The following is a 20124-nucleotide window of genomic DNA, read 5'->3' on the forward strand; positions in this document are numbered from 1 at the left end:
CTCGCCTGCGGGGCTATTTTCCGGCATGGAAGTGCAGCAGGTATTCCCTGATGAAGGTGTCGATCGCGCCGTCGAGCACGGCCTCCACGTCGCCCATCTCGCATCCCGTGCGGTGGTCCTTGACCAGCCGGTAGGGCTGAAGGGTGTAGGTGCGGATCTGGCTTCCGAAGCCGATGGCTTCCTTGGACTCGTACTCGGCCTGGCGCTGGGCCTGCTGCTTCTTGATCTCCAGGTCGTAGAGGCGCGCCTTGAGCACCTTCATGGCCGACTCGCGGTTGCGGTGCTGGCTCTTCTCGTTCTGGCACTGCACCACGATGCCCGAGGGCATGTGCGTGATGCGGATGGCCGAGCTGGTCTTGTTCACGTGCTGCCCGCCGGGCCCGCTGGCGCGGAAGACGTCCACGCGGATGTCCTCCTCCTTGACCTCGATCTGGATGTCGGCCCCGGCGTCGGGGTAGACGTCCACGGAGGCGAACGACGTGTGCCGCCTGCCGGAGGAGTCGAAGGGCGAGATGCGGATCAGGCGGTGGATGCCTTTCTCGGCCTTGAGGAACCCATAGGCGTAGGCCCCGTTCACCTGGAGCGTCACGGACTTCACCCCGGCCTCGTCGCCGGGCAGGAAGTCCAGTTCGTCCACGGCGAACTGGTGGCGTTCGCACCAGCGGCGGTACAGGCGCAGGAGCATCTCGGCCCAGTCCTGAGCCTCGGTGCCGCCCGCGCCGGGGTGGATCTCAAGGATGGCCCCGGAGGCGTCCTCGGCCCCGGAGAGCAGGGTGGCCAGTTCGGCCTCCTCCACCTGCTTGGCCAGCGCCTCGACCTGGTCGGAGAGCGCCTGGAGCACCTCCTGGCCCTGGTCGTCCTGGGCCATGACGATCCATTCGTCCAGGTCCTCTCGGGATTTCTGGAGGGCCTCGTAGGAGGCCGTCTTGCCGGTGAGGATGGACTTCTCACGCAAAAAGGGGGTGAGCCGTTCCGGGTTCTGCCAGGCGTCGGGCTTGGAAAGCTCGGCTTCTATGGTCTCCAGGCGCTTGCGCTTGCCCTCCAGGTCAAAGACGCCCCCAGAGGGAGTCGAATTTGTCCTGGATGTCCTTGGCCTGGGTCTTGAGCTCGGGATATTGCAGAAGTGCCATGTGTTGTCAGCCGCGCGTGCGTTTGTTCGTGAATGCCGCAATGCCAAGAAGGGCCAGCGCGGCAAGCCCCGAGGCGAATTCCAGCAGGCCGTGCAGGCGGTGGTACGCGGTGGTTTGGCTCACGAGCCCCACCGCGCCGAAGGCCGCCGCGGCCTCGGTGAAGAGCGTCGTCTCACCGCTCACGCGGCCCTTGGGGTCTACGAGGGCGGTGATGCCCGTGTTGGTGGCGCGCAACAGAAAACGGTTCTGTTCCACGGCCCGCAACACGGCCAGCTCCAGGTGTTGCCTGGGAGCCGCGGAGCGGCCGAACCAGGCGTCATTGGAGATGTTCACCAGGACGTTGGCCCCGTCGGCCACGCGGGCCTGGGCAAGTCCCGGGAAAATGGATTCGTAGCAGATGAGCATGCCCATGGCAAGGCGGCCGGACCTGAGCGGGGCGGTCTTCTCGCCCGGGGTGAAGGCCCCCACGCCCTGCATGAGCTCGGAAAGGATGGGTATGTCCTTGCCGAAGGGGGCGTACTCGCCGAAGGGCACCAGGTGCTCCTTGTCGTAGAAGGCCCCCGGCCCCTCCCCGGTGATCAGGTACGCCCGGTTGAAGATGTCCGCGTCCCGCCCGCGCCGCTCGTACCCCGGAGCCCCGGCCACCAGCGCCGCCCCGGAGAAGGCCGCGAAGGCCTGGGCCATGGACGTCTGGGCGCTCGGCTCCTGCACGAAGAAGGTCAGGGCCGTCTCCGGCCAGACGATGAGGTCGGGCTTGGAGGCCAGCACGGACCTGCTCAGGTCCACGTAGGTCTGCACGGCCCTGCTGAGCGTCTGCGGGTCCCATTTGGCGGCCTGGTCGATGTTGCCCTGGATCAGGGCCGCGTTGAACGTGCCGGTGGTCTCCACGGGCTTGGCGAGCGACCACGCCCCGTGGGCCGCGAGGAGCGCAAGCGTCAGCGCGGCGGCCGCGCGAGGAGCCGCGCCCGGCCCGGCCAGCCAGACCCCGCACCCGGCCACGAGCCCGGAGAGCCCGAAGGCCCCCACCACCGAAGCGCCCTGGATGGCCAGGGGCCACGGGGCCAGGGCCGCGGCGAAGGGAAGCCAGGGGAAGCCGGAGAAGAGGTAGCCGCGCAGGGCCTCGATGGCCGTCCAGGCCAGGGCCGCGAACGTTCCCAGCACGAGCGGCCCGAAACGCCTCCCGGCCAGGCGCAGGCCCCAGCAGAAGAGCGCGGGGTAGCCGCCCAGCACCGCGCCCATGAGCAAGGGGCAGGGCACGGCCAGCACCCACGGCAGGAAGCCGTAGTCGTGCACGGGGATGGCGATCCAGTAGAGGCTGGCCGAAGCCCCCAGCCAACCCGAGAGCCAGCCGCGCTTGAGCGCGCTTCCGGCGTCCGGGGCCGTGGAGGCGAGCAAGGCCCACGTCCAGGGCACGGCCAGCACCAACAGGGGGAACCTGGCCAGCGGGTTCTCGAAGGCCAGGAAGGACGCTATCGCGCCCAGGAGGACGAGCCCCCAGGACGCGTCAGGATGCGGTCTGGTCATCGCCCTCTGGGGCCTCTTCCGGTAACGGCTCGGCCAGGACCCAGCGCACCTGCCGCCTGTCGGCCTCGCTGACGGTGAAGCGGTGCCCGGCGGCCTCGAAGGCGTCGCCCTGCCTGGGAACGCGCCCGGCCAGCTCGCTCAGGTAGCCGCCCAGGGTCTCCACCTGCTCGGACCTGAGCGCGATGCCGAAGCGTTCCTCGAGTTCCTCCAGGGGGAAGCGCCCGTGGATCTTCAGGCGTCCCTCGCCCAACTCCTGGAACTCGGCGGGGCGGGTGGGGTCGTGCTCGTCCTCGATCTCGCCCACGATCTCCTCGAGCACGTCCTCCAGGGTGACGAGCCCGGAGGTGCCGCCGTACTCGTCCAGGGCGATGGCGATGTGGATGCGCCCCTTCTGGAACTCGGCGAGCATGTCCTTCAGGTTCTTGGTCTCGGGGATGTAGAGGGGCCTTCTCATCACGCCCGAGAGCGACGGGGCCTTGGCGGGCTTGTTCACGAGAAACTGGAGCAGGTCCTTGGCGTGGACCACGCCGATGATGTGGTCGCGGTTCTCCCGGTAGATGGGGATGCGCGAATGCCCGCGCTCGATGACCAGGCGGACCACCTCGCCCAGGCCGTCCTCCTCGTCGGCGCAGACGATGTCGGTGCGCGGCACCATCACGTCGGCCACCTGCTTCTTGCCCAGCTCCAGGAACTTGAGCAGCACCGAGGCGTCCTCGGCTCCGACCTCGCCGTCCTCGCGGGCCGCCAGGATGAGCTCCTCCAGGGGCAGGTCGTTTCGCCCCCTGAAGAATTTGTTGACCAGGTTCCAGAATCGTCCTTCCGATCCGTCGTCCAACTTCACGTCCTCCAGACTTTTTCGAACGTCTCGAAGCGCCGCACTATGCGATGCCTTTGTTACGGTACAGTTCCAGATGCAGTTCGTAGGCCCAGTCGTCTATCTCGCGCACGCCGTAATCCCTGTTGGCCGCGCGCCAGCGAAGCCCCGTGAGCGGGGCTTCCTGCGGCGTTCCCGAACCCGTGAACGCCAGGCCCAGGGAGAGCTTGACCTTCGAGTCGCAGTCGTCGTGGCACTTGACCACCCGCAGGGCCAGGTAGTGGGTGGAGAAGGAGGTGAAGTCCGGCGCGGCCACGGTGAGCGAGCAGTAGTAGTGCTGGCCCACGGTGATCTTGCCCGGCTTGGCCCGCAGGGCCTCGGGCGTGACCTCGGCCAGCAGGCCGCCGCCGGAGATGTTCTCCAGCACCACCTCGCGCACGCCGCCGAACTCCCAGGCGTAGAGGGGCTCGCCCCAGGTCTCGGGGTCCTCGGGGTCGCCCTGGCGGCGCACTGCGTCCTCGGTCCAGAGCTTGAACGCGCGCACGTACTTCTCGGGCGGCTCCACGCGCAGGAACTGGCGGTTCTGGTTGAGCTCCAGGCGCAAGGGGCGCGAGATGCGCATCACGACCACGTCGCCCGCCTGGCGCGAGAGCGAAATTATGTCCGAGACGAAGGAAAAGATGGACTGCACCTGCGGCTGCTCGGGCAGGCGCAGCCTGAAGGAGAGGTCGAGCGTCCTGCCCACCCAGGACTGGCTGGCGTTTTTCAGCGACGACAGTTCGAGCGTCAGCCCGTCCCTGCCCGCCTCCAGAAGGACGGCGTCCGTGGAGCGCGCCCCGCCCATGTCGCGGTGGAAGCTCACGCGGACCTTGCTGCGCTGGGTCACGGCCGCGTCCAAAAGCTGTGCCATGCGGTTGTAGTCCGTCACCCAGGTCACCGGGTGCTCGAGCATTTTTTCCTTGGGCTTGCGGGCGAAGACGTAGGAGAGGGCGGTGAGCAGGAAAAAGAAGCCGAAGAAGGCCAGGACCAGGAAGACCGACTCGGAGGTGACGCGCCCGGCCAGGATGTCCTCGAATATCCTGGAGACGAAATCCTGGAACTGGGCCGAGTAGAGATGCGGTATCGGGATGTCGTCCATGCGCTGGCTTGGTCCTCGTTACAGGCGGCCCGTCTTCTTCAGGTGGATCTCCAGGCAGGCCAGCGAGGCGGGCGTGACGCCGGAGATGCGCGAGGCCTGGCCCAGGGTGAGCGGGCGCGTCCTGCCAAGTTTTTCCACCACTTCCCGGGAGAGCCCGGCCACTTCCCGATACTCCAGATCGTCCGGAAGCGCCACAGATTCCATGCGCCCGAGCTTCTCGGCCAGCTGCTCCTGGCGCTTCAGGTACCCCTCGTACTTCACCTTGGCCTCGGCCTCGCGCAAGACGTCCCCGGGGTAGCCCGCCAGGGCGGGCCAGAGCGGGGCCAGGTTCTCGATCTCGAGTTGCGGCTGACGCAGGACGTCCGCCAGGCTGACCGACTTGCCCGGGATGGCCGCGCCCATGGAGGCGAGCACGTCGCGCGTGGGAGCGTCGGGCTTTATGCGGATGGATTCCAGGCCCTCGACCACTTCGGCCAGGGCCGCGCGCTTGGCCGAGAAGAGCGCCCAGTGGGCGTCGTCCACCAGTCCCAGCCCGCGCCCCATGGCGGTCAGGCGCTCGTCGGCGTTGCCTTCGCGCAGCAAAAGCCTGTGCTCGGCGCGTGAGGTGAACATGCGGTAGGGTTCGGACGTGCCCTTGGTCACCAAGTCGTCCACGAGCACGGCCATGTAGGCCTTGTCGCGCCCGGGCAGGAAGGGCGGCAGGCCCTCAAGCGCGCAGAAGGCGTTCAGCGCGGCCCAGAGCCCCTGGGCAGCGGCCTCCTCGTAGCCGGAGGTGCCGTTCAGCTGCCCGGCCAGATAGAGCCCGGGCAAGGCCTTGGCCTCCAGGGTGGGCGAGAGCTGCGTGGGGAAGGCGAAATCGTACTCGATGGCGTAGCCGGGCCGCACGATCTGGGCCTTCTCGAGCCCCGGGATGGTGGCCAGCATGGCCTTCTGGGTCTCGAGCGGCAGGCTGGTCGGGATGCCGTTGGGGTAGACCTCCGGGCTCGTAAGGCCTTCGGGCTCCACGAAGATCTGGTGGCGCTCCTTCTCCGGGAAGCGGGCCACCTTGTCCTCGATGGAGGGGCAGTAGCGCGCGCCCGTGCCCTTGATCACGCCCGTGAACATGGGGGAGCGGTCGAAGCCCTGGCGGATGGCCTCGTGGGTGGCCGGGTTGGTGTAGGTCAGCCAGCAGGGCAACTGGGGCAGGCGCTCGCCAATTGAGCCGGTGGAGCGGAAGCTGAAGCGCGGGGGCGGGTCGTCGCCGGGCTGGATGACCATCACGGAGAAATCGCAGGAGTCGCGCAGAAGCCTTGGCGTCGTGCCCGTCTTGAGCCTGCCGAGATCGATGCCGAAGGAGCGCAGGCTGGCCGAGAGACCCACGGAGGCCGGGTCGCCCAGGCGGCCGCCCGGGAAGCTGGTCAGGCCCACGTGAATGAGCCCCTGCAAGAACGTCCCCGTGGTCAGGAGCACGGCGCGCGAGGGGTGGCGCTCGCCGAGCGCGGTCTCCACCCCGGCGGCGCGGCCGTTCTCGGCCAGCACGCAGACGGCGGTGTCCTGGCGGATCCAGAGGTTCTGCTGGGAGAAGAGCGAGCGCTTGACCACGCGCGGGTATTCGTCGCGGTCGATCTGGGCGCGGGTCGCGCGAACGGCCGGGCCCTTGCGGGTGTTCAGGCTGCGGAACTGGATGCCCGCCGCGTCCGCCCAGAGGCCCATCATGCCGCCCAGCGCGTCGATCTCGCGGACCATGTGGCCCTTGGCCAGCCCGCCGATGGCCGGGTTGCAGGAGAGGTGCCCGATGCGGTCGGCGTTGATGGTCAGGAGCAGGGTCTTGAGGCCCAGGCGCGCCGAAGCCATGGCCGCCTCGCAGCCCGCGTGGCCGGCCCCGACCACTATCAGGTCGAAGACGTCCGGGAAGGGGGCCTTGGCCATGGCCGGACCGGGAGGAGGGGGGTCTGATACGGCGTCGTTCATGGTCTTGGAGCGCGTGCGGGGCCGCCGGATCGTTCCGGCTCGCCACCCGGGCTTTCGCTTCGGCTCAGGACTCCTGGCCGAAGAGCGCCCTGGCCACGACCAGCGCGTCCCCGACGTTGTTCTTGATCAACGAGCGCTCATTGGGCTGGTGCGCGTTGGGCACCCAGGTGGCCCACACGGCAGCGTCCAGGCCCGCGCGGCGCAGATACGCCGCCACGGTGCCGCCGCCAACGCCCATGGGCCTGGGCTCGCCGCCGTAGACCTCCTTCACGGCCTTGAGCAGGCGCGTGACGATCTCGGCGTCGCGCGGCGTGGCGGGCGCGGCCTGTTCCTTCTGCACGATGTCGTACTGGGCCGTGACCCCGTAGGTCTTGCAGATGTCGCGGCCCATCTCGTAGATGGCCTCCAGCACGTCGTCGAGCTCGTACTGGGGCAGCACGCGGCAGTCCATGTAGAACACGTCCCGGCCCGGGATGGTGTTCACGTTCTCCACGTTGGCCTCCTTCTTGGTGGGCTGGAACGTGGAGTTGGCGGGCTTGAAGAGCTCGTTCACGGCCGGGAAGCGGTCGTGCAGCTTGGTCAGGCGCAGGATGAAGGCGGCCGTGGCCACCAGGGTGTTCACGCCCTCCTCGGGGGAGGATGCGTGGCACTGCTTGCCCGAGAGCGTGATCTTCAGCCAGAGCATGCTCTTCTCGGCGATCTCCACCATTTCGCCCGTGGGGATGCCGAAGTCGGGGATCAGGAAGAGGTCGTTTTTCCCGAAGAGTTCCGGATGGTTCTTGAGCATCCAGTCCAGCCCGTACTTGGAGCCGTTCTCTTCGTCGGCCACCAGGAGCATGCCGAAATTCATGGGCGGGACCACGCCCTTCTCCGCCAGGGCCTTGCCCACCAGCAACGAGGCGATCACCCCCTGGTGGTTGTCCTCCACGCCACGGCCCACCAGGGCCTCGCCGTCCACCGTGAGCTCGAACGGGTCGGTGGCCCAGAGCGTGGCGTCGCCCGGCGGCACCACGTCCAGGTGCGAGATGACCCAGAAGGTGCGCGAGGCGTCCTTGCCCGGGATCACGGCCTTGATGGTCGGGCGGTGGCCGCAGGGCACGCGCGTGTCCGGGGCGCGGTATTCGGTCACGTCCGTGATGCCGTTGGCCGCCAGCCACTCGAGCATGGCGTCCGCCTTTGCGCGCTCGCCCGCGCCGCCGTTGTCCGGGCCGATGGCCGGGATGGAAACCATGAGGCGTTGCAGGTCGATGACGGTGTCGCGCGAGGCCGAGATGTGGTCGAGCAGGCCGGAAAGCATCGGAAGCTCCCAGTGATTGTTTATTGGCTGGAAATGAGGATGTCCGCCCCATCCTGTATCCTGTGGGGCGGCCGCTGGCAAGGCGGGAGGGGCAAACCCGGGCGCTTGATGGCCTCACCCGGGATAGTATGCGGAACAATCATAAGGAAGCCGGCGTGTTGCGCCAGGAAACAGGCCCTGGCGCGGCGAAAAAAAAGGGCGGGAACTCGCGCTCCCGCCCGGAAAAGAACGAATTCGCCTAACGGCCGCGGGCAGCGCGCTTGGACGCCTTCAGCGGGTTGACCTTCACCTTGCCGGTCTTGTCCTTCTCGGCCTTGACGTGGGTGGCGAAGTTGCACACGCCATGGGACCACTTGCGCTCGGGCATGGGGTAGCTGGAGCAGTACTTGTCGCCCTCGACTTCCTTGATACGCTCGCAACCCACGCACTTCTCCACGACGGGGGCGCACTCGACGCCGTTCACCACATAGCTCATTTAGATTATCCTCCGTTCACGCCCTGATGGGCGATACGATTCGATCCTTCCGGAAACGCGATCTCTTTCATCATTTCCGAGTCGGTGTCAAGAGCCGAGCGCCCATTTCCGCACGAACCCCATCTTTTCAAGCAGGTTCCCGGCGTCGAGGGTCAGAAATTCGCCGCCGCGGTAGAGCACCTTGCCCCCGACCATGGTCAGGCGCACCTCGCCGCCGCTGGCGCTGTAGGCGATGAGCGACACGGGGTCGTGCCTGGGGTTGAGCGCGGGCGCATCTCCCCTTAGGGCGATGATGTCGGCCTTCCAGCCGGGGCGTATGGCCCCCACGCGCGAAAGGCCGAGCGCGCGGGCGCCGTCCAGGGTGGCCATGTCCAGGAGCGCCCGGGCGGGCAGGGCGGTGGGGTCGGCTTCCCGGACCTTGGCCAGAAGCCCGGCCGTGGCCATCTCCGCGAACATGTTCAGGGCGTTGTTGCTTGCCGCGCCGTCCGTGCCCAGGCCCACGCGCACGCCGCAGGCGCGCATGGCCGCCACCGGGGCCATGCCCGAGGCGAGCTTCATGTTGCTCCTGGGGTTGTGGGCCACGCGCACGCCGCGCGCGGCCAAGAGCTGGATCTCGGCCTGGTTCACGTCCACGGCGTGGGCCATCAGGAGCCTTTCGTTCAGGAGCCCGAGGGCATCGAGGATATCAACGGGCCTCCTGCCGAAGCGCTCCAGGCACATGGCCGTCTCGGCCGGGGATTCCGCCGCGTGCAGGGTCAGCGTGAGCGAGCGTTCCCGGGCGCGCTCGCCCAGCATGCGCAGGGTGTCGTGGGACGTGGCGTAGACCGAGTGGGCCACCAGGCAGGGCGTGAGCATGGCGCTGCCCGCGCAGATGCGCTCCAGTTCCTCCACCTTGGCCATGGCCTGGCCGGGGGTCTGGTAGGAGGCGTTGGGCGTGTCGAACACGCCTTCGCCCAGCACCGCGCGCAGGCCCGCGGCCTTGGCCGCCTCGGCCACGGCCTTCTCGAAGATGTAGAGGTCGCAGAAGGTGGTGGTGCCGCTGGCGATCATCTCCGCGCAGGCCAGCTCCGTTCCGAGCGCCACCACCTCCGAGGTGAGCCTGGCCTCGGCGGGCCAGATGTGCCCGGTGAGCCACTCCATCAGGGGCAGGTCATCCTTGAGGCCCCGGAACACGGTCATGGCCGCGTGGGTGTGGGCGTTCACGAGCCCGGGCAGGACGATGTCGCCCGAGCAGTCGATGAACTCCCCGGCCTGGGCGTCATGGAGTTCCTCCCAGGGCGCGACCTTCTCCACGAGCCCGCCGGCCACGGCCACGGCGGCGTCCTGGAGCACTGTCCGGTCCTCGTCCTGGGTGAGCAGGGTCCCGGCGCGGATGAGCGTGTCGCATCGCATGATCGCGCCTTGTGGCCGCGCGCGGCCTGGGCTGTCAAGCCTGGCGGGAACGTCCTTGAAATGTTCATGCTTTTCAACACGATGCCGAGGGCTGCTTGACGGGTGGCCCCAATTGACGTAGCGACGCCATGGCACCTATATTTTTCGAGGAGAGACACGCCCATGGACCTGCGCGCACTCATCCGCGACATCCCGGATTTCCCCAAGCCCGGCATCATCTTTTTGGACATAACCCCGCTTCTCGGCGACGCCGAGGGCTTTCGCCACGCCATCGACAGCATGGCCGAGCGCTTCGCCGCAAGCGGCGCCACCAAGGTGGTCTGCGCCGAGGCGCGCGGCTTCATCTTCGGGGCCGCCCTGGCCTACAAGATGGGCCTCGGCTTCGTGCCCGTGCGCAAGCCCGGCAAGCTGCCCTGGAAGACCACCTCCGTCACCTACGACCTGGAGTACGGCACGGACACCCTGTGCATGCACGAGGACGCCCTGCTGGCCGGGGAGAAGGTGCTGGTCATCGACGACGTGCTGGCCACGGGCGGCACGCTCAAGGGCGTGCTCCAGCTCATGGACGGCTTCGGGGCCGAAGTGGTCGGCATCGGCGTGCTGGTTGAGCTTTGCTTCCTCAACGGACGCGACAAGTTCGAAGGCCTGCCCCTGGACAGCCTGGTCCAGGTGAGCTGAAGGATATCCTCGCATGAAGATCGGCATCATCGGCGGCAGCGGCCTGGACAACCCGGACATCCTGCAGAACCCTTCGGATCTGGAGTTGGACACCCCCTACGGCGCACCCAACTCCACGCTGCGCCAGGGGCGCATCGAGGGCCGCGACGTCATCCTGCTGGCCAGGCACGGCCGCGCCCACACCTGTCCGCCCACCTGGGTTAACTACCGGGCCAACGTCTGGGCGCTGAAAAACGCGGGCTGCACGCACATCCTGGCCACCACGGCCGTGGGCTCGCTCAGGGCTGATATCCGCCGGGGCGACTTGGTGATCCTGGACCAGTTCATCGACTTCACCCGCCACCGCCCCGTGACCTTCCACGAGCGCTTCGAGCCCCACGCCCCGGTGCACACGCCCATGGCCGACCCGTTCGACGAAGCCCTCCGGGAGAAGCTCGTGGCCGCGTGCGCGAGCTTCGGCTATCCCCACCACCCCAAGGGCACTGTTGTGACCATCGAAGGCCCGCGCTTTTCCACCAGGGCGGAATCGAACATGTTCCGCATGTGGGGGGCCGACGTGATCAACATGAGCGTGGCCACCGAGGCCATCCTGGCCGCCGAGGCGGGCGTGCCCTACGCCGCCGTGGCCATGTCCACGGACTACGACTGCTGGAAGACCGACGAGCCGCCCGTCACCTGGGAGGATATCCTGCACATCTTCAAGCAGAACGCCGAAAAGGTGACCAACGTGCTCACCCGGGTCATAGGCTCCATGTAAGGGAGGGGACCGCCATGCGCTCCACGGCCTGCCTGCTGGTGCACGGTTTCGGGGGCACGCCCTTCGAGGTGCTGCCCGTGGGCGAGGCCCTGACGGACGCGGGCTACCCCGTGAGCGCGCCCACGCTGCCGGGCCACGACACCACCGTGGAGGACTGGCGGCGCACCGGCTGGAAGGACTGGGTCGAGCACGCGGCGGCCGAGTACGAGCGCCTCTCCGCCGAATACGAGAAGGTCTTCCTGCTGGGGCTCTCCATGGGCGGGAGCATCTGCCTGGCCCTGGCCCAGCGTTTCAAGCCCGCCGGGGTGGCTACCATCGCCTCGCCGGTGTTCCTCTACCGCTTCCTGCCGCCCGAGGCCACGGACTGGCGGCTGGTGGCCACGCCGCTGCTCAAGAAGCTGCGCCCGGTCTGGCCCGCCACGCCCAAGACCCCGGAATCGCGGGCCATCGCGCCCTGGCGCGGCTACGAGGAGGCCGTGTCGCTCGAGGCCCTGCACAGCTTCATGGACGGCCTGCGCCACGTGCGCCAGAACCTGGGCAGGATCACCGCGCCGCTTCTGGCCATCCATTCCCCCCTGGACCGCCACGTGCCACTCGGCAACCTCTGGGAGATCGCCAGGCGGGTGGGCTCGCCCTGGCGCAAGGCCGTGCTCCTGCCCATCGAGGAGACCGTGACCAAGCACCACCTGCTGACCACCCACCGCGAGACGCGCGGCAAGGTGGCCGGGCTCTGCGTGGAATTTGTCCGGGAGATCGCCGGAGACTGAAAAAAAACGGGGAGGCCTTCGCCTCCCCGCCTTGTTCGCCGTTGCCGCCGCGCGGTTCAGCACTTGTTGCCGAGCTTGGCGCGGTCGTCCTTCATGAGCTTGTAGTTCACCGAATCCTCCAGCGCCTGCCAGCTTGCCTGGATGATGTTGTGCGAGACGCCCACGGTGGTCCAGCTCTCCTGCTGGTCGCCGGAGGTGATGAGCACGCGCACGTGCGAGGCCGTGCCCGAGTCATGCCTGGTCTTGGAGTTCAGCACGCGGACCTTGAAGTCCAAAAGCCTGATCTCGGAGATGCGCGGGTAGAAGCGGGTCAGGGCCTTGCGCAGCGAGTTGTCCAGCGCGTTCACTGGGCCCAGGCCCACAGAGGCCGTGTGCTCCACGTGCCCGCCCACCTGGACCATCACCGTGGCCTCGGCCAGGGGATCGTCGCAGTCGGCCTGCTTCCAGTCCAGCACGCGGTACTTCACCAGCGCGAAATAGCGCCTGGTCATTCCCAGGGTCCGGCGCATGAGCAGTTCGAAGGAGGCCTCGGAGGCCGAGTACTCGTAGCCCTTGGCCTCCTGTTCCTTGACCTCGCGCAGGATCTCCAGGACCTCGGGGGAGCCTTTCTCCAGGGCGATGCCGTACTCCTTGGCCTTGAAGAGGATGTTGGACTGCCCGGCCATGTCCGAGAGCACCACCTGGCGGACGTTGCCCACCTTCTCGGGCTGGGTGTGCTCGTAGAGGCTGGAGTCGCGCGCCACTGCGGCCACGTGGATGCCCGCCTTGTGCGTGAAGGCCGATTCGCCCACGTAGGGCTGGCGCGCGAAGGGCACCTTGTTGGCCACCTCGTCTATGAAGCGCGAAACGGGCGTGATGAGGGCCAGGTTGCCCTTGGGCAGGGCCTGCTTCTTCAGCTTCAGCTCCATGGTGGGGATGATGGAGCAAAGGTTGGCGTTGCCGCAGCGCTCGCCGTAGCCGTTCATGGTGCCCTGGACCTGCACGGCCCCGGCCTGCACGGCCATGAGCGAGTTGGCCACGGCCATGTCCGTGTCGTTGTGGGCGTGGATGCCGATCTTGGCCAGGGGCAGGTGCTTGAGCACGGCGTCGCAGATCTTGCGGATGTCGCAGGGCAGGGTGCCGCCGTTGGTGTCGCAGAGCACCAGCACGTCCGCGCCCGCATGCAGGGCGCGCTTCAGGCACTCCAGGGCGTAGTCGCGGTTTGCCCGGAAGCCGTCGAAGAAGTGCTCGGCGTCGAAGAAGAGTTCCTTGCAGTTGGGGCGCAGGAAGGCCAGGGAGTTCTCGATGAGCTCCAGGTTGCGGGGAAGCTCCACGCGCAGGGCCTCCGTGGCGTGCCTGTCCCAGGACTTGCCGAAGATGGTCAGCACCGGGGCCTGGCTGGCGACGAGCGCCTTCAGGTTGGGGTCGGCCTCGGCTGAGTTGCGCGGGTTGTGCGTGGAGCCGAAGGCCGCGATGCGCGAGTGCTTGAGGCTATGGCCCTGGATGTCCTCGAAGAAGCGCTTGTCCGTGGGGTTGGACCCGGGCCAGCCGCCCTCGATGTAGTCCAGGCCCAGCTCGTCGAGCTTGAGCGCGATGCGCATCTTGTCCTCGGCCGTGAGGTTGATGTCCACGGCCTGGGCCCCGTCGCGAAGGGTGGTGTCGTAGATTTTTACCTTGACCATGTGGTTTCCGGACCCGGGTCGTCAGGCTTGAGCCCGGGTTGCGCTGGGAGGCGTGGAAAAAGGGGAGGGCGCGCCTGACGCGACCCCTCCCCGTGAGGAAGCTAGCAGGCGGCGGACTCTTTCTTGTCCAGGCCGAAGGCGGTGTGCAGGGCGCGCACGGCCAGCTCCACGTATTTTTCGTCGATCAGGCAGGTGATCTTGATCTCGGAGGTGGAAATCAGCTTGATGTTGATGTTCTCGTCGCGCAGGGCCTGGAACATCAGCGAGGCCACGCCCGAGTGGTTGCGCATGCCGACGCCCACCACGGAGACCTTGGCCACGTTCAGGTCGTGCTGCACGAGCTCCGCCCCGATGTCCGCCTTGACCGACTCGAGTATGCCCAGGGTCTGCTCCAGGTCGGCGCGGGGCACGGTGAAGGTCATGTCCGTGATGCCGTCGCTGGAGGTGTTCTGCACGATCATGTCCACCACGATGCGCTTCTTCGAGATGGCCCCGAAGATGGCCGCCGCCACGCCGGGCTTGTCCTTGACCTTGTACACGGTGACCCGGCACTGGTCGCGGTCGTAAGCGATGCCGGAAATGACGAGATCTTCCATCATGGCGTCGTCCTCCTGGGTGACCAAGGTCCCCGGGTCGTCGGTAAAGGTGGAGCGCACCCGCACGGGCACGTTGTATTTCTTGGCGAATTCCACGGAGCGGATCTGGAGCACCTTGGAGCCGGAGCTGGCGAGCTCGAGCATCTCGTCGTAGGAGATGACGTTCAGCTTGCGGGCGGCCGAGCAGACGCGGGGGTCGGTGGTGAACACGCCGTCCACGTCGGTGTAGATCTCGCACACGTCGGCCTTGATGGCCGCGGCCAGGGCCACGCCCGTGGTGTCGGAGCCGCCCCGGCCCAGGGTGGTCACCCGGCCCTTGCAGTCCACGCCCTGGAAGCCGGCCACCACGAGCACGTCGTTTTCTTCAAGCATCGCTCGAAGTTTTTTCTCGTCGATGCTGATGATGCGGGCCTTCATGTAGGCGTCCGTGGTGTGGATGGGAACCTGCCAGGCCTGGAGTGACCTGGCCTTCACGCCCTCGGACTTGGCCAGCATGGAGAAAAGCGCGATGGACACGTTCTCTCCGTTGGCCACCAGCGAGTCGAGCTCCTCCGGGTCCGGGCTGGCCGAGAACTCCTTGGCCAGGGCCAGGAGCTTGTTGGTCTCGCCGGACATGGCCGAGAGCACGACGATCATCTTGTAGCCCCCGGCGATGCCCTTCTTGACCCTCGACAGCACCTGCCTCATCCGTTCCAGCCCGGCAACGGAGGTGCCGCCGTACTTCTGAACCATGATTTTCATGACTTGCCGCTCTGTGAATAGGTTGAAAGGATGTCCTGAAGCCACGCTGACGCCCGGGGGCCGTGGGCCTCGAACCGGGCCTCGCGTCCGCCGCCCAGGGCCGACAGCCCGACTTCGAGCCGGTCACGCGGTTTCAGTCGCTCCGGCAGGTACTCCGCCCATTCCACCAGCACCACGCGCCCATGGGGCCCAGGGGCCTCGTCCAGCATTTCCTCGAGGCTCTCGTCCATGACCCCTTCGCCCAGGCGGTACAGGTCGATGTGCACCACGACCGGGGAGGTGGGGTAGACGTTGGCCAGGTTGAAGCTGGGGCTGGCCACCTCGGCGAGGTGGCCGCCGGGCAGGGCCTGGACGAATCCGCGCGTGAGCGTGGTTTTGCCCGATCCCAGGCCCGCGCGCAAGAGCGCGAACGGCTCGCGCCAGCCTTGCGGAAGCGTGCGCGCCATCACCCGGCCGAGCGCCAGGGTGTCGCCCTCGGCCGGCAGGAAGAGCCCGCCGGACACCGTCTAGCGGCCGGAGATGGTGCGCAGGATGTCTTCCATCCCGATGACGCCCACCACCTTGCCGCCATCGACCACGGGCAGGGTGTGGAAGCCGCGCTCCACCATCACGGTGGCGATGTCCTCGATGGGGGCGTCGGGGCCCACGTACTCGGGGTCCTTGCTCATGGCCTGGCCCACGGTGATGGCCGCGATCTTCTCCATCTCGCGGTCGAACTCGGCCATGGAGGTCATGGGCACGAGGCCGTCCAGCAGGGTGAACACCGTGGGCAGGGGCAGCTTCTTCTGCTGCGCCACCAGGTCGGACTGGCAGAGGATGCCCACCAGCGCGCCCGAGGCGTCCACCACGGGGCAGCCGTTGATGTGCTTTTCCAGAAGCGTGCGCGCAGCCTCGGAAATGGGGGTCTCGGCGGTGAAGGTGACCACGTCGGCGGTCATGATGTCTTTAGCTTTCTGCATCAAGCCACTCCGTCAGGGCGTGGGGCAGGGCCTGGACCAGTTCGGAGGCCAGGTTGCCCCGGTAAGGGAAATCGCCGGACACCAGACGCCCGGCGAGACCGTGCCAATACACCCCCAGGCAGGCCGCTAGCAAGGGGGAAAGATCGCGGGCCAGGAGCGATCCGGCGATTCCGGCCAGCACGTCGCCCGAGCCGCCCACAGCGAGGTTGGGCTCGCAAAAAGGCGAGACGAACACCGGTGCCTGCGCCTGGCCCTCGGCCCCGAGCACGCCCGAGGCCCGGCAGACGAGCGTCCCGGCTCCCTTGAGCACGGCCGCCGCGCCGAAACGCGCGGAAAGCTCCCGCACGGCGCGCGTGCGCCCGGACTCCACCCCGGGGATGTCCGTGCCGAGCATCCGGGCTGCCTCGCCCGGGTGCGGCGTGATCACGGCCTCGCCCAGTTCGCGCGGGTGGCCAGCCAGCCAGAAAAGGGCGTCCGCGTCCCAGACCGTGGGGGGCAGCTCCGTGCCCAGGGCTTCGAGAAACTGCGCCGCGTCCGCGCCACGGCCCATGCCCGGGCCGATCACCAGGGCGTCGTAGCCGTCCAGGCGCTCGCGCACCTCGCGGGCCATGTCCGCGCTCCAGGCCTCGCCCTGACCCAGGGGCCTGGTCATCACGTCCGGGCATCCGGCCTTGAGCACGGGCTCGACTCCGCGCGGGCAGGCCACGGTGACCAGCCCCGCGCCCGCGCGCAAGGCCCCGAGAGCCGCCAGCATGGGCGCTCCCGTGAGCCCCGGGGAGCCGCCTATTATCAGAAGCCGCCCGGCGCTGCCCTTGTGCATGGCCGGGTCCAGCCCCGGGAGCATGGCGGCAAGGTCGGGCGTCATCAGGTAGTGCGAGGCCGGGTTGGCCTCCCTGACCACGCGCGGGACGCCTATGGGCCTGGCTTGGAGTTCGCCCACGTAGGGCGAGGCCCCGGGCAGGCAGAGGCCCAGCTTGGCGGCCTCGAAGGTCACGGTCATGGCCGCGATCACCGTGGACCGGGCGGGCACGCCGGTCTCGCCGTCGAGCCCCGAGGGGATGTCCAGGGAGAGCACGAAGCTGCGCTCGCCCAGGCGGTTCACCGCGTCGATGAGCGCCGCGTACTCGGGCCTGGGTTCGCCCGAAAGCCCGGTGCCGAGCAGCCCGTCCACCACGATGTCCGGCTCGCTCGCGGCCAGGGCCTCGAACCGCGCCGCTGCCTCCACCGTCACCCCCGCCTTCCTGGCCAGGCGCAGGTGGAAGCCGGGCGCTCCCTTGTAGGCGTGGGACGGGCGCGTGAGCGCGAGCGTCACGTCCACGCCCGCGTCGTGCAGGTGCCTGGCCAGGGCGATGGCGTCCCCGCCGTTGTTGCCCGGGCCGGCAAGGCACAGGGCGGTCATGCCGCGAAGGCTCCCGAGCTTGTGCGTGAGCGCGTGCAGGGCCTCGCGGCTGGCGTTCTCCATGAGCAGCGCCGTTGTCAGGCCCATTTCGGCGGCGGCCCTGTCCCAGGCGTTCATCTCCGCCGGGGTGGGCAGGGGGGAAGAGAGCAGGGGATCGTTCACGGGGCCTCCAGGACCACCACGGCGGCGGCCACGTCGCGGCCGTGGGTCAGGCTGACGTGAGCGCGCGTGACGCCGAGTTCCTTGGCGCGCTCGCTCGCCTTGCCGGTCAGGCGCAGGAGGGGCTTGCCCAGCTCGTCGGCGGTCACGTCGATATCCTTATAGGATATGCCCGCGCGAAAGCCCGTGCCCAGCGCCTTCACCGCGGCCTCCTTGGCCGCGAAGCGCGCGGCCAGGTACGGCACGGCCAGCCGGGGCAGGCCCGCGCGCTCCGCCGGGGTGAGTATCTTGCCCAGAAAGCGCTCGCCGTGGCTTGCGAAGGCCTTCTCGATGCGGTCGAGCTCCGTAACGTCCATTCCGAGACCAACGATCATCTCGTAGCCTTGCCCCTAGTCCGCGAAGGTGCGGATGATGTCCGCCATCTTGGAGACCGCCTCGGTGATGCCCGTGAGCACGGCCCGGGAGATGATGCTGTGCCCGATGGAATACTCGCTGACGCCCGGGACCTTGGCGAAGGCCCAGATGTTGTCGTAGTTCAGGCCGTGGCCCAGGTTCACCTTGAGCCCGAGTTCGCGCCCCAGGCGGATGCCCTCGAGTATCCGGGCCAGTTCCTTGTCGCGCGCGGCCGGGGTCAGCGCGTCGGCGTAGGCCCCGGTGTGGATCTCGATGTACTGCGCGCCGATCTCCCGGGCCGCCTTGATCTGCGAGGGCTCGGCGTCGATGAACAGGCTCGACCCGATCCCGGCGGCGTGCAGCGGGGCCAGGTATTGCTTCAACTCGTTCACGCGGCTGGCGCAGTCCAGGCCGCCCTCGGTGGTCAGCTCCTGGCGCTTCTCGGGCACGAGGCAGACCATGTCCGGCTTGATGCCCAAGGCCAGCCGGCCCATTTCGTCCGTGGCGGCCATCTCCAGGTGCAGCCTGGTCTTCAAAAGCTGGCGCATGAGGGCCACGTCGCGGTCCTGGATGTGGCGGCGGTCCTCGCGCAGGTGCACGATGATGGCCCGGGCTCCGGCGATCTCGGCCAGGTGCGCGGCGGTGACGGGTTCGGGCTCCTTGCCCAGGCGGGCCTGGCGCAGGGTGGCCACGTGATCGACGTTCACGGCCAATATGGGCATGGAAAGGCTCCTGAAGTTCTTCGTTGAAAAAAATATCCTACCCTTTGGCGGGTCCGGCCTCAAGACTTCTGTTGACAAAGTCCCGGCGCGCTCTTATCGGAAGCTGCCCAATTTCGAGGGCCAGAACCTAAACCATGGAGATGCGCGGAAATGAACCTGTGCATTGTCGGAACCGGATACGTCGGCCTCGTGAGCGCCGCCTGCTTTGCCGAGATGGGCAACGATGTCTGCTGCGTGGACATCAACCCGAAGATCGTCGAGAACCTTCGCAACGGCAAGGTCCACATCTACGAGCCCGGCCTGGAAGAGCTCGTCAAGCGCAACACCGAGGAAGGCCGCCTGAAGTTCACCACTTCCATCGCCGAAGGCATGGAAGGCGCCCTTTTCGTGTTCGTGTGCGTGGGCACCCCCTCGAAGCCCGACGGCTCCTGCGACCTGAGCTACGTCTACCAGGTCGGCAAGGAGATCGGTCAGAACATGACCGACTACAAGATCGTGGTGGACAAATCCACCGTGCCCGTGGGCACGGCGGACAAGATGCGTGAAATCATCGGCGAGGAGCTGAAGAAGCGCGGCCTCGCCATCGAATACGACGTGGTCTCCAACCCCGAGTTCCTCAAGGAAGGCGACGCCGTCAGCGACTTCCTCAAGCCGGACCGCGTGGTAGTGGGCACCGAGAACGTGCGCACCGCCGAGCTTTTGAAGGCCCTGTACTCGCCCTTCGCCCGCAGCCGCGACAAGCTGATCGTCATGGGCGTGCGCTCGGCCGAGATGACCAAGTACGCCGCCAACTGCATGCTGGCCACGAAGATCTCCTTCATCAACGAGATCTCCAACATCTGCGAGCGCGTGGGCGCGGACGTGCGCGACGTGCGCGTGGGCATCGGCAGCGACAGCCGCATCGGCTACCAGTTCATCTACCCCGGCATGGGCTACGGCGGGTCCTGCTTCCCCAAGGACGTGAAGGCGCTCATCGACACCGCGCGCCAGTACGAGTTCGAGCCGCAGCTGCTCTCCTCGGTGGATGAGGTGAACAACCGCCAGAAGCACGTGCTCTCGGGCAAGATCCTCAAGTACTTCGAGCCGCAGGGCGGCGTGAAGGGCAAGACCCTGGCCCTGTGGGGCCTGGCCTTCAAGGCCAACACCGACGACGTGCGCGAGGCCGCCTCGTTCGAGCTCATCCGCGACCTGACCGCCCAGGGCATGAAGGTGCGCTGCTTCGACCCCGTTGCCGGACCGAACACCAAGAAGGAGTTCGCGGGCAACGACCTGGTGGAAGTGGTGGACCAGCAGTACGCCGCCTTGGACGGTGCCGCCGCCCTGGCCGTGGTCACGGAGTGGAACCAGTTCCGCAACCCGGACTTCGACCGCATCAAGAAGACCCTGAAGGCCCCGCTGATCTTCGACGGCCGCAACCTGTACTCCCCCTCGCTGCTGGGTGAGATGGGCTTCGCCTACTTCAGCATCGGCAGGAAGGACCCCAAGTAGTGATCGGGTGACCCGGGGTTTCGCCCCGGACCCCAGGCCTTGCGATATGCGCCGCCCGCCGCTCACCCGGCGGGCGGCTTTTTT

At 67.8% G+C, this 20124-nt stretch carries 19 protein-coding genes; 4 read left to right on the forward strand and 15 right to left on the reverse strand.

What is annotated here, in order from left to right; translation table 11 throughout:
- Positions 1-13 precede the first annotated feature (13 nt).
- The 8 genes from prfB to ACZ5V4_RS00905 all read right to left on the reverse strand — a co-directional run bounded on the left by prfB (position 14) and on the right by ACZ5V4_RS00905 (position 9720).
- Positions 14-1130 (reverse strand): peptide chain release factor 2 gene (gene prfB / locus ACZ5V4_RS00870; RefSeq protein ID WP_464316292.1). Its coding sequence is split into 2 segments (ribosomal slippage): positions 14-1048 and positions 1050-1130, totalling 1116 coding nucleotides; the frame shifts between segments, so codons are not numbered across the junction.
- 6 nt (positions 1131-1136) lie between these two features.
- Complete coding sequence (gene lnt / locus ACZ5V4_RS00875) at positions 1137-2654, reverse strand: apolipoprotein N-acyltransferase (RefSeq protein WP_464316293.1); 1518 nt, start codon at positions 2652-2654, stop codon at positions 1137-1139.
- A complete protein-coding gene (locus tag ACZ5V4_RS00880) occupies positions 2635-3489 on the reverse strand; it encodes a hemolysin family protein (RefSeq protein ID WP_464316294.1) in 855 nt (284 codons plus the stop codon). The genes lnt and ACZ5V4_RS00880 overlap by 20 nt, the downstream gene beginning before the upstream one ends.
- Before the next feature lie 43 nt (positions 3490-3532).
- Positions 3533-4606 (reverse strand): PilZ domain-containing protein, encoded by a 1074-nt coding sequence (locus ACZ5V4_RS00885; RefSeq protein WP_464316295.1) that lies wholly within the window; start codon positions 4604-4606, stop codon positions 3533-3535.
- Positions 4607-4624: 18 nt separating this feature from the next.
- On the reverse strand, positions 4625-6514 hold the full coding sequence (gene mnmG, locus ACZ5V4_RS00890; protein WP_464316296.1) for a tRNA uridine-5-carboxymethylaminomethyl(34) synthesis enzyme MnmG: 1890 nt from the start codon (positions 6512-6514) through the stop codon (positions 4625-4627).
- Between the two features lie 106 nt (positions 6515-6620).
- Positions 6621-7853: a M20 family metallo-hydrolase gene (locus ACZ5V4_RS00895; protein WP_464316297.1), complete on the reverse strand. Its 1233-nt coding sequence runs from the start codon at positions 7851-7853 to the stop codon at positions 6621-6623.
- Positions 7854-8091: 238 nt separating this feature from the next.
- Positions 8092-8328 carry a PxxKW family cysteine-rich protein gene (locus tag ACZ5V4_RS00900; protein ID WP_464316298.1) on the reverse strand — a complete coding sequence of 79 codons (237 nt, stop codon included), beginning with the start codon at positions 8326-8328 and terminating at the stop codon, positions 8092-8094.
- 87 nt (positions 8329-8415) lie between these two features.
- On the reverse strand, positions 8416-9720 hold the full coding sequence (locus ACZ5V4_RS00905; RefSeq protein WP_464316299.1) for an amidohydrolase: 1305 nt from the start codon (positions 9718-9720) through the stop codon (positions 8416-8418).
- A gap of 162 nt (positions 9721-9882) precedes the next feature.
- Here ACZ5V4_RS00905 and ACZ5V4_RS00910 point away from each other — a divergent pair, with 162 nt between their 5' ends.
- The 3 genes from ACZ5V4_RS00910 to ACZ5V4_RS00920 are packed head-to-tail and all read left to right on the forward strand — an operon-like array spanning position 9883 to position 11922.
- Entirely contained in the window at positions 9883-10398 is a 516-nt protein-coding gene (locus tag ACZ5V4_RS00910) for an adenine phosphoribosyltransferase (protein ID WP_464316300.1), read from the forward strand.
- Positions 10399-10411: 13 nt separating this feature from the next.
- Positions 10412-11155 (forward strand): S-methyl-5'-thioadenosine phosphorylase, encoded by a 744-nt coding sequence (mtnP, locus tag ACZ5V4_RS00915; RefSeq protein ID WP_464316301.1) that lies wholly within the window; start codon positions 10412-10414, stop codon positions 11153-11155.
- A 14-nt stretch (positions 11156-11169) separates the two neighbouring features.
- Positions 11170-11922 carry an alpha/beta hydrolase gene (locus ACZ5V4_RS00920; protein WP_464316302.1) on the forward strand — a complete coding sequence of 251 codons (753 nt, stop codon included), beginning with the start codon at positions 11170-11172 and terminating at the stop codon, positions 11920-11922.
- Positions 11923-11978: 56 nt separating this feature from the next.
- On the opposite strand, the gene cimA is transcribed toward ACZ5V4_RS00920, so the two are convergent.
- The 7 genes from cimA to ACZ5V4_RS00955 form a co-directional block, all read right to left on the reverse strand.
- A complete protein-coding gene (gene cimA, locus ACZ5V4_RS00925; RefSeq protein ID WP_464316303.1) occupies positions 11979-13583 on the reverse strand; it encodes a citramalate synthase in 1605 nt (534 codons plus the stop codon).
- A gap of 101 nt (positions 13584-13684) precedes the next feature.
- Positions 13685-14920, reverse strand: a complete 1236-nt coding sequence (locus ACZ5V4_RS00930) for an aspartate kinase (RefSeq protein WP_464316304.1) — start codon at positions 14918-14920, stop codon at positions 13685-13687.
- Positions 14917-15423 (reverse strand): tRNA (adenosine(37)-N6)-threonylcarbamoyltransferase complex ATPase subunit type 1 TsaE, encoded by a 507-nt coding sequence (gene tsaE / locus ACZ5V4_RS00935; protein ID WP_464316305.1) that lies wholly within the window; start codon positions 15421-15423, stop codon positions 14917-14919. Before tsaE ends, ACZ5V4_RS00930 begins: the two co-directional genes overlap by 4 nt.
- Positions 15424-15426: 3 nt before the next feature.
- Entirely contained in the window at positions 15427-15879 is a 453-nt protein-coding gene (locus ACZ5V4_RS00940) for a CBS domain-containing protein (protein WP_464316306.1), read from the reverse strand.
- Positions 15866-17440, reverse strand: coding sequence for an NAD(P)H-hydrate dehydratase (locus tag ACZ5V4_RS00945; protein WP_464316307.1), 1575 nt, complete (start codon positions 17438-17440; stop codon positions 15866-15868). The genes ACZ5V4_RS00940 and ACZ5V4_RS00945 overlap by 14 nt, the downstream gene beginning before the upstream one ends.
- Positions 17437-17811: a holo-[acyl-carrier-protein] synthase gene (locus ACZ5V4_RS00950; protein WP_464316308.1), complete on the reverse strand. Its 375-nt coding sequence runs from the start codon at positions 17809-17811 to the stop codon at positions 17437-17439. The genes ACZ5V4_RS00945 and ACZ5V4_RS00950 overlap by 4 nt, the downstream gene beginning before the upstream one ends.
- Before the next feature lie 15 nt (positions 17812-17826).
- Entirely contained in the window at positions 17827-18552 is a 726-nt protein-coding gene (locus ACZ5V4_RS00955; RefSeq protein ID WP_464316309.1) for a pyridoxine 5'-phosphate synthase, read from the reverse strand.
- A gap of 150 nt (positions 18553-18702) precedes the next feature.
- Between ACZ5V4_RS00955 and ACZ5V4_RS00960 the strand changes: the two genes are divergently transcribed.
- A complete protein-coding gene (locus ACZ5V4_RS00960) occupies positions 18703-20040 on the forward strand; it encodes a UDP-glucose dehydrogenase family protein (RefSeq protein ID WP_464316310.1) in 1338 nt (445 codons plus the stop codon).
- Positions 20041-20124 lie beyond the last annotated feature (84 nt).

The organism is Fundidesulfovibrio sp. YSD1, assembly GCF_055397115.1.